11 protein-coding genes and 1 riboswitch are annotated in these 13,593 nt (G+C 40.7%); of the genes, 1 reads left to right on the top strand and 10 read right to left on the bottom strand.

Annotated features, from left to right (window positions below; translation table 11 throughout):
- Positions 1–46: 46 nt before the first annotated feature.
- The 8 genes from hprK to Ga0466249_RS04870 form a co-directional block, all read right to left on the bottom strand.
- Entirely contained in the window at positions 47–940 is an 894-nt protein-coding gene (hprK, locus tag Ga0466249_RS04905; RefSeq protein ID WP_215828333.1) for an HPr(Ser) kinase/phosphatase, read from the bottom strand.
- Between the two features lie 46 nt (positions 941–986).
- Positions 987–2,990: a transketolase gene (gene tkt, locus Ga0466249_RS04900; RefSeq protein ID WP_215828332.1), complete on the bottom strand. Its 2,004-nt coding sequence runs from the start codon at positions 2,988–2,990 to the stop codon at positions 987–989.
- A 124-nt stretch (positions 2,991–3,114) separates the two neighbouring features.
- Positions 3,115–3,762 (bottom strand): fructose-6-phosphate aldolase, encoded by a 648-nt coding sequence (fsa, locus tag Ga0466249_RS04895; RefSeq protein WP_215828331.1) that lies wholly within the window; start codon positions 3,760–3,762, stop codon positions 3,115–3,117.
- A gap of 75 nt (positions 3,763–3,837) precedes the next feature.
- Positions 3,838–4,785, bottom strand: a complete 948-nt coding sequence (locus Ga0466249_RS04890) for a sugar kinase (protein WP_215828330.1) — start codon at positions 4,783–4,785, stop codon at positions 3,838–3,840.
- Between the two features lie 86 nt (positions 4,786–4,871).
- Positions 4,872–5,522: a bifunctional 2-keto-4-hydroxyglutarate aldolase/2-keto-3-deoxy-6-phosphogluconate aldolase gene (locus Ga0466249_RS04885; protein ID WP_215828329.1), complete on the bottom strand. Its 651-nt coding sequence runs from the start codon at positions 5,520–5,522 to the stop codon at positions 4,872–4,874.
- 39 nt (positions 5,523–5,561) lie between these two features.
- On the bottom strand, positions 5,562–6,839 hold the full coding sequence (locus tag Ga0466249_RS04880; RefSeq protein ID WP_215828328.1) for an MFS transporter: 1,278 nt from the start codon (positions 6,837–6,839) through the stop codon (positions 5,562–5,564).
- A gap of 45 nt (positions 6,840–6,884) precedes the next feature.
- Complete coding sequence (locus tag Ga0466249_RS04875) at positions 6,885–7,883, bottom strand: LacI family DNA-binding transcriptional regulator (protein WP_215828327.1); 999 nt, start codon at positions 7,881–7,883, stop codon at positions 6,885–6,887.
- A 130-nt stretch (positions 7,884–8,013) separates the two neighbouring features.
- Entirely contained in the window at positions 8,014–8,679 is a 666-nt protein-coding gene (locus tag Ga0466249_RS04870) for a GntR family transcriptional regulator (protein WP_215828326.1), read from the bottom strand.
- A gap of 265 nt (positions 8,680–8,944) precedes the next feature.
- On the opposite strand from Ga0466249_RS04870, the gene Ga0466249_RS27020 reads away from it, so the two are divergent.
- Positions 8,945–9,076: a hypothetical protein gene (locus Ga0466249_RS27020; RefSeq protein WP_281422573.1), complete on the top strand. Its 132-nt coding sequence runs from the start codon at positions 8,945–8,947 to the stop codon at positions 9,074–9,076.
- A 224-nt stretch (positions 9,077–9,300) separates the two neighbouring features.
- Here Ga0466249_RS27020 and Ga0466249_RS04865 read toward each other — a convergent pair whose 3' ends face one another.
- Both Ga0466249_RS04865 and Ga0466249_RS04860 read right to left on the bottom strand, forming a co-directional pair.
- Positions 9,301–11,334: a methyl-accepting chemotaxis protein gene (locus Ga0466249_RS04865; protein WP_246588481.1), complete on the bottom strand. Its 2,034-nt coding sequence runs from the start codon at positions 11,332–11,334 to the stop codon at positions 9,301–9,303.
- A gap of 127 nt (positions 11,335–11,461) precedes the next feature.
- Positions 11,462–11,547, bottom strand: a riboswitch (cyclic di-GMP riboswitch).
- A 62-nt stretch (positions 11,548–11,609) separates the two neighbouring features.
- Complete coding sequence (locus Ga0466249_RS04860; RefSeq protein WP_215828550.1) at positions 11,610–13,292, bottom strand: methyl-accepting chemotaxis protein; 1,683 nt, start codon at positions 13,290–13,292, stop codon at positions 11,610–11,612.
- Between the last annotated feature and the right edge of the window lie 301 nt (positions 13,293–13,593).

Here is a 13,593-nt window from a genome sequence, read left to right as displayed (position 1 = left end):
AGAACTTTGTATAAAGCAGGCAAAGTTCTGTTCTCTTTATATATAGTTACTGCCAATTTTCAATAAATCGTAAGGCTGGTTTATAACCTAAAACTTTTTGACGATAATTCATTGCCGCTACTTCAACTATAGCTGCTAAATTCCGGCCAGGGCGGACAGGAATGGTAAGATAAGGCAAGGAAACTCCCAAAACAATTGTTTCCTCTTCATCAATACCTAAACGGTCATAATATTTTCCCTGTTGCCATTCTTCTAATTGAATGACAAGATCAATACTACCTGACATGCGAATTGCTCCTGTACCAAAAAGCATTTTCACATCTAAAATACCGAGTCCTCTAATTTCTATTAAATAACGGATTCTGTCCGGTGCGGTACCAATAAGTGTATTTGCACCACGTCGCGTAATATCTACTGCGTCATCAGCAATGAGTCGATGGCCTCGATGAATCAATTCCAGTGCTGTCTCACTTTTCCCCACACCACTCTCGCCAGTAATTAAAACACCCACGCCATGTACATCAAGGAAAACACCATGTATACGACTGCTAGGCGCCAAACGGTAATCAAGATAGTCTGTCAGCATGCCAATAAACTGCGTTGTTGGCAAGTCTGTGTTCAGTAAGGGGACCTGCCCATTTTGAGCCAAATCACTCCAACTGTCAGGAAGGACGAGCTTTCGTGTAATGACAAGACAGGGAAAATCCATGTCAATAAAAGCACCAAAACGTTTCAGTGCCGTGTCAGCATCAAGAGAATGTAAAAAAGAGAGTTCTGTCATACCAATAACTTGAATTCTCTGGCGATCAAAATGTTCCAGATAGCCTGCTAAGGCTAAGCCGGGTCGATTGATATCCGTAACAGTAATTTCACGATTCAAATACTCCTTGCCACATTGAATATCCAAGTGACAAGATGCAAGAATGTCTTTTACAATCACACGACATCAGCTCCCGGTAAAATTTTTAGGTAATCCTCTATCTTATTTATTTCACTAAGGCCTTCGCTTTCGCAATAATATTCTCCACCGTAAAACCATATTCCTGCATTACCTTTTCACCGCGTCCTGAAGCACCAAAGCGGTCAATGGCAAGTACATCACCCTCATCACCTATGTAGCGTTCCCAACCAAGAGAAGCTCCCATTTCAATGGCCAACCGCGCTTTCACTTGTGGCAAAAGTATGGATTTCTTATATTCCGCTGACTGTTCTTCAAATAAATTCCAAGATGGGAAACTAACAACAGTAGTAGCAATATGTTCTGCTTCTAATTGTTGTTGTGCCTCAATGGCAATTGCCACTTCGGAACCGCTGGCAAGTAATAAAACTTTAGGCTCAGTTGCTGAAGTTTTGGAAACAACATAAGCGCCACGCGCCACACCTTCTAATGCTAAGTCCGGCGTCGATTCTAAAGTCGGCAAATTCTGACGGGACAAGATAAGGGCTGTTGGTTTATCTTTCGATTCCATAGCAACCTTCCAGGCTGCCGCTGTTTCATTACCGTCAGCAGGCCGAATAAGATTGATATTCGGCAGCGGTCTAAGTGATGCCAACTGCTCTACAGGTTCATGTGTCGGACCATCTTCACCTACAGCAATACTGTCATGTGTAAACACATAGGTTACAGGTAATTTCATTAAAGCAGCTAAACGGATGGCAGGTCTTAGATAATCGCAGAACACAAAAAAGGTTCCGCCAAATACCTTGACTCCACCATGCAAAGCCATGCCGTTTAGTTCAGCTCCCATGGCAAATTCACGAACGCCAAACCAAATATTACGACCGCTATAATCATCAGCCATAAAGTTACCGCCTGTTTTCATCATGGTTTTTGTTGAACTAGAAAGATCGGCTGAACCACCAAATAGTGTTGGCACTACACCTGCTATAGCATTAATTACTTCACCAGATGCAGAACGAGTGGCAACTTTTTTACCTGTTTCATAAATAGGCAGATTATTTTCCCAGTTTTCTGGTAAGTTTCCCGATATAGCCTGAGTTAAAGCCTCACCTAATTCTGGATACTGCTGTATATAGCGCTTAAATAAGGCGTTCCAATCATTTTCGGCCTTCTGACCGCGTTCTTTTACATTGTGTTTAAACTGGGTATAAACTTCATCAGGAACGTAGAATTCCTCATGAGACCACTGATAAAACTGCTTAGTTAATTTGGCTTCTTCCTTGCCTAGGGGCGACCCATGGGATACAGAAGAACCTGATTTATTGGGAGAACCATAACCAATCGTCGTTTTAACCTCAATAAGGGTTGGACGATGAATATCGGCTTTCGCAAGGTTAAGCGCGGCATCAATCGCAACAAGGTCATTCCCGTCTTCGACGCGAAGCACTTGCCAACCATAAGCTTCGAAGCGCTGCTGAACATTTTCAGAAAAAGATTGATCCAAATTGCCGTCAAGCGAAATATTATTGGAATCATAAAGAACAATGAGCTTGCCAAGCTTTAAATGCCCCGCATAAGAAGCCGCTTCTGCTGAAACTCCCTCCATCAAGTCACCATCGCCACACATTCCATAGGTATAATGATGAATGATTTCAATATCGCCTTTATTAAACTGAGCAGCAAGATGTCGTTCAGCCATTGCCATGCCCACTGCCATAGCAATTCCCTGTCCAAGCGGACCTGTCGTTGCTTCTACACCTTGAGTATGGCCATACTCTGGATGTCCGGGCGTCTTACTCTGCCACTGCCGAAATTGCTTCAAATCATCGAGAGACAAATCATACCCTGCTAAATGAAGCAAACTATAAAGAAGCATTGATCCATGTCCACCTGACAAAACAAAACGATCTCGATTAAACCATTTTGGATTTTCAGGATTTTGGTTTAAGTGCTTCGTCCATAATTGGTAAGCCATAGAAGCTGCCCCCATAGGCATACCGGGATGGCCAGAATTGGCTTTTTCAATTGCGTCTATGGACAAAATGCGAATGGTGTTTACAGCAAGTTGATCAATTTCATTTACGTTCATCTATGAACCCCCTAATGTTGTTATTCTTTATTATCTACATTTATTCCAAATAAACCCGACATTTTCCTGCCGAAAAAAAAATCCAGCTAAGAAAAAAACTGGACTTCTTCGCTGAATGAGTTACTCACTTATTTTTAACTTTTTCCCAATCAGCAAGAAAACGCTTAATCCCCGCATCAGTCAAAGGATGGTGCAGCATTTGCTCAATCACTGCATAAGGCAAAGTAGCAATATGAGCACCCGCAAGTGCTACTAATGTAGCTTGCCGAACAGTACGAATACTTGCAGCGATAATTTCCGTTTTAAAGCCAAAATGATTAAATATCGTGGCAATCTCTGTTACCACCTTCATCCCGTCTTCATTAATATCTTCCAGTCTTCCGACAAAAGGACTGACATAACTAGCCCCCGCCGAAGCAGCCAGTAATGCCTGATTAGCTGAAAAAATGAGTGTCACATTCGTCTTAATGCCTTTAGCATTGAGCAGCTTAACAGCTTTTAAACCTTCCGCTGTCATAGGAATCTTAATAACAATATTCGGATGAATAGCCGCTAAAGGCAAAGCTTCTTCTACCATTTTATCCGCTTCTAAACTAATGACTTCGGCACTAATCGGCCCATCCACAATAGACGTAATTTCTTTAACTACTTCCTGAAAATTACGTCCCTCTTTGGCAATAAGCGAAGGATTTGTCGTAACACCACGAATCACCCCTAAATCATTGGCCTTTCTGATATCGTCAACATTGGCAGTATCAATAAAAATTTTCATAACAATCCCCTCCATCTGATTTTATTGAACAGATAGTAGTTCTCGTTTGTACCGATTGATCCCTGCAAGTATTGCTTAGCGATCGATAATTGGGTGTTTATTAATAAAATGAGCCAGTTCTTCTTGCGTTGGGTAACCTTCAATATCACCAATAACTGTCACAGCTAATGCCCCCACAGCATTGGCTAATCTTCCAGAATCAACATCGCCTAACCCTCGCAATTGTCCCACGAGAAATCCAGCGACAAAACCATCACCCGCGCCAATCGTGTCCACACATCGCACAGAAAACGGGGGCACATCTTGGATACCTTGTTGGGAAAAAATCCGGCAACCCTGGTCGCCATTTTTGATAATGATTTTTTTTACACCCTTATTCAAAAGATCCTGAACGACTTGTTCGACCGATTGATCAGGATACATCTGCTGCAATTCTTTGGCTCCCGGCAAAAAGATGTCACTCTGCTCAGCTAGTTTGTGCAATATAGGTCTCGCTTCTTCCAAAGACCAAAGTTTCAACCGAATATTGGGGTCAAAAGAGACCGTAACGCCCGCTGCCTTGGCCATAGCAATAGCAGCAAATACCGTTTCACGACAACTATCGCTGAGTGCCGGAGTAATGCCTGTCACATGCAAAATTTTAGCATTTTTAATATAGTCTTCATCTAAATCGCAGGGATTCATTTTGCTAGCTGCCGATAGACGCCGATAGGCATAATTTCGTGAATTTTCCCCTTCCCTTAGTTCTTTAAAATTCACTCCAGTTGGCGCTGTCTCATCATATAAGGCTTTGGAAACATCGACGCCCTCTCCCCGCAGGAAATTATAAACAAAGGCACCAAATTCATCTTTGCCCAATCTACTGATCCATCCAGTAGTATGACCTAAGCGACTTGCTGCAATCGCAACATTCGACTCAGCTCCCCCAACGACTTTAAAAAAAGATTGTACATAACGTAAAGGGCCGGATTGACTTGGCACAAAAACAGTAAAAGTTTCTCCTAAAGTAACAATATCAGGCATAGTGTCATTCCTCTCTGGCAAAAAGCTGTGCTACGAAAAATAGCTATTGCAGCCGCACCTAAATAGCTACTAGCGGCTGCAACTTTTTATTTTCCCTTACGTGCCGCCTGAACAGCTGCAAGAAGCTCCTTTGCTGCTTGCGTAACTTTTTCATAATCATCTTGTTTCGCATGCTTTGTAATATAACTGCCTGCCGCTAAAGCTACACAGCCGGCATTAAGCCATTCCGAAGCAGTCTCTGGATTTACTTTCCCCGCTGGGACATAAGGAATCTGCGGTAAAGGTGCTTTTAATGTTTTTACATATTGTGGTCCCAAAATTTCCGCCGGAAACAGCTTAATAAAATCAGCACCGACTTCCAAGGCTTCAAGGGCTTCCTTAGCTGTTGTTGTGCCAACAACGGAAATAGCCTGATAACGATTACACATCCGAACCATACCGGCATCAAAATTAGGGCTCACTAAAAACTCAGCCCCCGCTAACATGGCACTACGGGCCGTTTCAGCATCTAAAACCGTTCCTGCACCAATCAGCACTTCACCATGTTGGTAAGTTTCAGTCAGTGATTCAATCACTTTTAAAACATGTGGCACAGCCATGGTAATTTCAATAGCGCGTATTCCGCCCTCAACACACGCAATAGCTGTTTTTCTGGCTCTTTCCGCATCATCTGTACGAATAATAACAAATAGACCCGAATCAACAATTTTTTTCATATTATCAAATTTTTTCCACATTATAATCTCTCCCTTGTCTTTACGTTTGCCAGATTAATTTTACTCGCTAATCGGTTTTTGCAAGAAAACGCCATAACTAATTGCCGAAATAATTAAGAATAATGCGCCAACTAAAAAAGCATACTCAAAAGACCCTGTAGCTTGAACAATAGCACCCGTAATGATTGGTGCACAAGCAGCACCAATAAAGCCGCCAAAATTTTGTATTGCTCCAAGCGATGCTACCATATTTTTGGGTGCTACGTCCGTAGCAAGCGTCCACATAACGCCTGTCGGAACGGAAGCGGCAAAATATCCCAAAGATAATAAGGCAATACAAGTATGAATATCAGATACATAAGGAACAGGAATAACCGCAACCGCTGCTACGCAAGCCCCACAAACAAGCGGAATTTTACGGGCCTTAATAGGAGCATAGCCCTTATTCTTAATGAAATAATCAGAAATAATGCCTCCCAGTGGAACACCAATGATCCCCACTAAAAATGGTATCGAAGCAATCCAGCCTGTTTTTAAAATACTCAGCCCACGGCCCGTTACTAAATAACCGGGTAACCACGTTAAATAAACCCACATGGTGTAAATTAAACCAAAGTTGCCAATAATCATATACCAAGTTGACTTATACTTAAATAAGTCAACCCAACCAACTTTCGCTTCATCTCCTGTCACTTGACTATTCTGTATATCTGACTCAGCTTTTACAACAACGTCACTGCTCGTTTCCGGATCATGATAGGATATCAGCCATAAAGCCAAAACAATCAGCCCAGCGACACCAATAATAATAAACATAACCTTCCATGAATAGGCCAGCATCAAAGCCGTGAGTAGTGGCGGCGCAATACCGTTAGATATTTGCGAACCTGTATTAATTACAGCTATCGGCGTCCCACGATCTTCTTTGGTAAACCATTTGTCTATCGCCTTAACCCCAGCAGGGAAGAAGGGCGACTCTGAAATACCTAACAACATTCTCAGTGAATAGAAAAAAGAATAGCTCGTACTGAAGGCTGTGGCAATGGTAATAGCTGACCATAATCCACAGGCCCAGCCAAACATTTTTTTGGGTCCAAATTTATCAACAAGCCAACCGGCTGGCAAATTAGCTAAAGCATAAGGCCAAAGAAATGCCGACATTAACAATCCCATTTGCAAGGGATTTAACCCATACTCTTTAGCAATTAAGGGATTAGCTACACTAAGATTCGACCTGTCCAGATAATTTACAACAGCTCCAAGCAATATCAAACTAACAAACCACCATCTTTTGTTAGTTTTAGGTGCTGTAGATATTACTTTAGAATTATTTTTCATTAATATAAATCAACTCCTTGGAATTTTTGTTCCCATACTCTCTGATTACGGCCTTGTGGACTCTCTATAAATAATATCGAGATCAAAGTTCTTCTGTTTTTCAGAATAATTCGGATCAAGTGTTCGTTGAACTAATAATTGCATAGCATAAAATGACATTTCTTCTACAGGTAAATTGACTGTCGATAATTTAGGAATGGTAAAATTTGAATAAACTTGATTATCAAAGCCAAAAACCTCGCATTGATTAGGAACTTGAATACCATAATCATGCAAGGCCGAAAGAGATCCCATGGCAGTTTGATCGCATAGACAGATGAGTCCGGTAGGCGCATTGCCGCTCTCAATCAGCTTCACTACAGCATGATATCCGCTAGTTTCCGTAAAATCACAATATCTAATCATATATTCTCTGCCTATAAGAGCTTCAGTTAAACCCGCAAGTCGTTCATCTAAGGCTTGCGATGAAACAGATGATGCCAAAATAGCAATTTTTTGATGCTTATTCTTGATAAAATGCTCTGCAACCTGTTTAGCTGCCGCAAAATTATTTGCACTGACATAAGGATAAATTGGCGAAGTCCGATGAAAAAACACAACAGGAACACTTGGCGAAACACGATGAATATATGTTTCATCTGCCATCGATGTATTCGCTAAAATTGCACCATTAAAAAGATTGGGCTGATATAACTCTTTGACACCCTGAATCCCCATTTCATCCATTGTTTTAACTAATAAATTGATGGTAATCGTCTCAAGAGAAGAACTGAATCGATGAATTCCGGTTAAAATACGTCCAATCAATCCTACACGTGTATCGATAGGCCACAACACAGCGAATGTTAAACTCGTCTTCCCACTTTGACGCAATTTTCGTGCTGACATATTGGGCACATAACCTAATGAGAGAGAAATTTCGCGTACTTTTTGAATCGTCTCTTCAGAAAAACGAATGGCTTCCGCCTTTTGGTTCAAAATAAGCGAAGCCGTCGTAATCGATACATTTGCTGCCTTTGCAACGTCCTTAAGAGTAACTGCCATAAGTATCTCCTTTGTTACTTTTTTTTATAGCTCCACCTCCCCGTTAGTAAAACGTTTTACTAAATATAATATACCATTTTCAAAAATTGGATTCAATTATTTTTCAATAAATTCTGTTTTTAGTTACTTTTTAGTGATAGAGGCTACTAATATTACGATGAACCATACTCACATGATAAGTCATAGCTTTTTCAGCAGCCTCAGCATCTTGACTGCGAAATGCTTCAAGCAAAGCAAGATGTTCTGTAATCGTTTGCGATAGACGATTTTCAACATGCATGGATTGAAGACGCGCCACTTGAATATACTTATGAAAATTACTTAATGTAAGATTTAACATTTTACTGCCTGACGCTTCATAAATTGTCTGGTGAAATTTGTTATCTAAGTCCGCTATTTCCTCTATGTTATCTTTTTGCGCATAAAATTCCGTAAGATCGACTATCTTCTGTAACTCTTTAAGCTCTAAATCAGTCAGCCGCGGAGTAGCCCAACGTGCCGCCAAGCCTTCAAGGAGCTGCCGCATGACACAAATATCCGCTACATCCTTATCAGAAATGCCGAGAATAATGGCACCCTTTTTAGCTGTCGTTTCTACTAGTCCTTCTACTTCCAATAGCCAAATCGCCTCGCGAATAGGCGTACGGCTCACACCCAATTCCTGGGCCAGTTTCGTTTCAAGTAAAATATCTCCTGCTGAATAAACGCCATTAATAATTTGCGATTTAATATATTGAAATACCTTCTGGCGCAAAGAGGTATCTGGCGCAGAGAAAAGTTCTATATCTTTGGTCATTACATAGGTCCTCCATTAAAAAAATTTCTACTATTAATAGTTTATTATAAGTTTAACAAGAGTACAAGTCGCTAACAATATATTTCATATGAACTTGGATGTTATGTGCACTGCAAAAACACAAATAAGGGATATAGCTTGTTGATTGTCTATTCCATTTACACAAAAAATAATTTTAACTATTTTTCAATAAATACCTAGTAAAACGTTGCATGGAGTGCTATAATGTATTTAAAAATAAACGTATTCATGGAGGTGTGTATTTATGTATACAATGTTTTATTTGAATGATGATGAGGTTCAAGAAAACGAAGAACAAGCTCAAGCAGAAATGGATACTTTATTAGACGAACAAGAATGGCTCAACTTTAAGTTAGGCTTACTTGCTGAATGCTAGAAAGCAAAGAAAAAAAATAACATGTTTGCGACAAAGATGTCGCTCTATCCGTTAAGTTCACCTTAACGATAGGAGTGATTTTTTTATCAATATTTATGAATAAATATTTATTTCCAATGAATTTTTATTCTTATTAGAGCTAAATAATAGCAAACAGCAGTAATTGTCAATGTCAAGACAACTACTGCTGTTTTTTTGATGGTTAAAATGGGTAAAAAGAAAATTCACACGTTAAATTGTGTAATAATCAGCCGAAGCTCTTCAGACATTTTAGCTAATGCCTCACTAGATGCTGCAATTTCTTGCATCGAGGCCGACTGTTCCTCTGTTGCAGCAGAAACTGTTTGAGTATGCTCAGCTGTTGCGCTACTAATATTATCAATTTTTTGCATAGAGGAAACAATTTGTTCACTTCCTCCTGCCACTTGCTGAATCGCAGCAGAAATATTTTCTACTTGATTAGAAACTTCTTCAATTAACGCCGCAATTTCCCCAAAAGCCCTCCCTGCCGTACCAGCTACTTCCGAACCGAGTTTGACTTCTTTCGTCCCGTCTGCCATAACAAGTACAGCCTTTTCCGTATCTCCTTGAATTTCACCGATAAGCACTGCAATATGTTTGGCTGCTTCTTGAGATTGTTCAGCTAATTTACGGACCTCTTCAGCTACAACAGCAAACCCTTTGCCTTGTTCGCCTGCACGCGCCGCTTCAATCGCTGCATTCAGTGCAAGAAGATTTGTTTGACTGGCTATTCCCGAAATAGTATCTACAATTTGACCAATCTCTTTGGAGCGTTCCCCAAGACCCGCCACAACTTGTGCCGAATGCACGACTGATTTTTCGATAATAGCCATTTGTTTCGTTGTATCATCGATAGCCTCTCCACCATTTTTTGCTGCCAAGGAAGTTTTTTCAGCCGTCGCGGCTACATTTCCCGAATGAGCGGCAACTTGTTGAATGCTTGCCGACATTTTTTCCACGACTCCTGTTGTTTCATGCACTGCCTCAAGTTGAGAGGAAGCACCTGAAGCCACTTTTGTAATAGATCCAGCAACTTGACTGACAGCAAGTGCCGACTGTTCCGCATTGGCCGTTAGTTCTTCTGATGATGCTGCCACTTGCTCAGCGGAAGTAGCAACTTGCTGAACCAAACTGCGAAGTTTTGCTACCATTGTATCAAAGTGAATCGCCAGTGTATCTAATTCATCTTTTTCTTGGATATTTTCTTCCGTTAGATTCCCCGCTACAGCCTGAACCGTTAAGTCTCCTTGCGCAATTTTTTCAGTCGCCTGATTTAATGCAATAATAGGCTTCGTAAATCGCCGCGAAAGAACAACACCCAATCCACAAGTCACAATAAGAATAATTCCTATTGTGATTAACGAAACAATCGTTAAAGGCGTTAACTTCATGAGAATTTCTTTTTCAGGTACATCAATGCCTAAACTCCAATGCATTCCAGGAATCGGTGCATAAGCCATATACTTACTTGTACCAGCTTCCATATCATGGCTAATTCCTTTATCCCCATGAATCATTTTTTGGGTAATTTCTTTCGACTGATTCGTAGCATTGGCATCATTCAAAATATTTTGCTTCATAACCATACTCTTATCAGGGTGAATAATCGTTAAGCCATCACCTTGAAGCACATAAGCATAACCGCTTTGAGCAATCTTAATTTCATTGATGCGCGAAATAAGCGTATCAACTGTTACTGTACCGCCTAAGACACCCACAATCTGGTTGTTATTTTTGATGGGAGCCACTACAGAAACGACCATCTTGCCGTCTACTTTAGAAATTACAGGATCTGTTGTAAAAACTTTTCCAGTAGACATGACTTGTTTAAAATACTCGCGATCCACAATATTGGTTCTATCACCTGTTGTATGAATAGCCTGTCCTTTTGTATCAACCAGCCAGAATCGTAAATAATTAGGATTACGCTTAACTTCTTCATTTAAATAACGAAGAGCAGCTGCCTGATCGCCATTAACGACACTCTGATTTGTTGCAAGAATAGCCACTTCCCGCTGACGCATCTCTATCCACTGCCCGATTTCTCTGGCATAGGCATCAGAACGATGCACAAGATCTTCCTCTGCGTCAGAAACTAAGATGCTTTTTGCATTATAAAAATTGCAGAAGCCTAAAATACTTAATGAAAGTAGCAGTCCGCCCACTAAAGCAACAATTACTTTGACCTGAATACTTTTCCCCAGCCAATTTTGACCCGTCATTTTCAATCCACTCATTACAAATTTCACCCCTAATGTTCCTTTCCATTTACTTCATGCCACACTTTTACTACCTTCTGAGTCCCCTCCCAGCATAAAAAATTAGCACCTGCCAGTGGCAGGTGCTAATAATAATCCGTAATTAAACAGCAACCTGGCAATCATAGATATGACATCTTTAGACCCATGGCTTTGCGCCATTACTTTTCAGTAATTTTGCTAATTATAAAATTTTATAAAGCAGATAGTAATAATTATTATAAGATTTTTTTCCCATTTAGTCAACCAAGTAACTATAAACAGAACTTATTCACTACTTCTTGAAGATTCTGCGACAATTTAGCTAGTTCTTGACTGGATGCAGCAATTTCTTCCAGCGAAGCCGACTGCAACTGTGTAGCTGCCGACACTGTTTGTGCCTTTTCAGACGCCTTTTTACTCAATTCATCGATTGTCTCTACTGAAGAAGCAATTTGATGACTGCCCCCTGTCATTTCCTGAATAGCTACGGAAATCTCCTTAATTTGGCAAGAAACTTCCAATACGATAATTTCCATAGACTGAAAAGCCTTCCCTGTTGCATCCACGACATCTGCTCCGACTTTCACTTCATTCGTTCCTTCTGACATAGCCTGTACAGCTTGAGATGTATCACCCTGAATAGAACTGATTAACTCCGCGATCTCCTTTGTAGCCTGCTGAGACTCTTCCGCTAATTTTCTTACTTCTTCAGCAACAACGGCAAATCCGCGTCCATGTTCGCCTGCCCTTGCTGCCTCAATCGCGGCGTTTAAAGCCAACAAATTAGTCTGCTTAGCAATCCCTGCTATGGTATCGACAATTTGCCCGATTTGTTTTGACTGCTCGCCCAACTTGACAATAACTTGGGCTGAAGTATTCACTGTGTTTTCAATCCGATCCATCTGACTTACCGCTTGTTTTACAGCCTTTCCCCCTGTTGTTGCCGTCTCAGCAGCTTGCTCCGATTTTAGCGCCACATCATCGGCATGACTCGCAATACGCTCTATACTGGCTAGTAACTGCTGCACTGCCGCTGAAGTATCCTGTATAGCTATCAGTTGCTGCTCAGAACCTTGGGCTACGCTGGTTGTGGCACAAGCAACATCACTTGCAGCCTGGGCCGACTGATCGGCACTAGCTGTTAACTGCTCTGATGACTGTTTTACCTGCTCTGCCGATGTTGCCATTTTCCGAATCACGTCACGCAAACTGGCTTTCATTCGATTAAAGGAAATACCTAACTCCCCAATTTCATCAGATGACTTTACATCTACATCTGCCAAACTAAGATTCCCACTCGCGATACCTGCCGCAGCTTGAGCAATGACATTAGCCGGTCTGGATATCGTACGGCTAATAAAGATACTGACAAAAACTGAAATACCCGCGACCAAAAAACTCACAAGGACTAATAGAAATTGTACTCCGTCCGCCTTTTTCGTACTATTTACTTCTTGCTCTTCAATATGTTGTTTCACAGCACCAATCAATAGCCTTGTCGTCGCAATAGAATTTTCAGAAGGAATACCAGCCTGTTGCATGTAAAGAGCAACCTGATCCAGTTTATTAGCCCGTTTGGCTTGAACCGACTGCGCAGCAATCGTATCAAAAGCCTTCTTTTCCGTCTTGAGTTCAGTTAAAGTCATCTGCGATTCTTTCGATGCCAACACATTCTCGAGTTTATTAATTTTATCGTCACCGTATTTACGATGATTTTCAAAATCAGCTACATCGGCAAGATTTCCAGTAAAATTGAAACGACGCATGGCTACTGTTTCATTTGCCACATCAATGGCGAGCTCTTCAACAAGTTCAATCTTCATAAGATTTTGCTTCGTTACTTCTTGCGAATTTCGATTCAATTCACCTACTTCGTAATAGGTAAACGCACTCATCGTCGCAACAAGCACAATAACTACCATAAAACCAGTAAAAATTTTCTTCTGAACAGTGATACGAGATGATATCGCTAAAGACCCTTTCAAGATTTTTTTTTCCAATAGAAATTGAGCAAACACTCTTTTTAAACTGAATAAGCTTTTCTTTACGACACTCATCTTGAAAACACCGTCCTTTACAAAATAAGATTTCATAATAAATGCTTTCTTTATACAAAATAAATGCTTCTTTATACAAAAAAAGCTGGCCTATTAGCCAATGTCATTAAGATAAGAAAACAAAACGACAAAGAAACAACGGAAAAGACAGGGAGATTGAGAAATAATAGTCTCCCTGTCTTTTCTGTCTATTTTTGAG

It is taken from the genome of Pelorhabdus rhamnosifermentans, from assembly GCF_018835585.1.
GTDB classification, from domain to species: Bacteria; Bacillota; Negativicutes; order UMGS1260; family UMGS1260; genus Pelorhabdus; species Pelorhabdus rhamnosifermentans.
This window is presented reverse-complemented; position numbering and strand designations above follow the sequence as displayed.

Coding starts and splice junctions, on each gene's coding strand:
- tkt (WP_215828332.1), bottom strand. CDS start 2,990: ATGAACGTAAATGAAATTGATCAACTTGCTGTAAACACCATTCGCATT.
- fsa (WP_215828331.1), bottom strand. CDS start 3,762: ATGAAAATTTTTATTGATACTGCCAATGTTGACGATATCAGAAAGGCC.
- Ga0466249_RS04890 (WP_215828330.1), bottom strand. CDS start 4,785: ATGCCTGATATTGTTACTTTAGGAGAAACTTTTACTGTTTTTGTGCCA.
- Ga0466249_RS04885 (WP_215828329.1), bottom strand. CDS start 5,522: ATGTGGAAAAAATTTGATAATATGAAAAAAATTGTTGATTCGGGTCTA.
- Ga0466249_RS04880 (WP_215828328.1), bottom strand. CDS start 6,839: ATGAAAAATAATTCTAAAGTAATATCTACAGCACCTAAAACTAACAAA.
- Ga0466249_RS04875 (WP_215828327.1), bottom strand. CDS start 7,883: ATGGCAGTTACTCTTAAGGACGTTGCAAAGGCAGCAAATGTATCGATT.
- Ga0466249_RS04870 (WP_215828326.1), bottom strand. CDS start 8,679: ATGACCAAAGATATAGAACTTTTCTCTGCGCCAGATACCTCTTTGCGC.
- Ga0466249_RS27020 (WP_281422573.1), top strand. CDS start 8,945: ATGTATACAATGTTTTATTTGAATGATGATGAGGTTCAAGAAAACGAA.
- Ga0466249_RS04865 (WP_246588481.1), bottom strand. CDS start 11,334: ATGAGTGGATTGAAAATGACGGGTCAAAATTGGCTGGGGAAAAGTATT.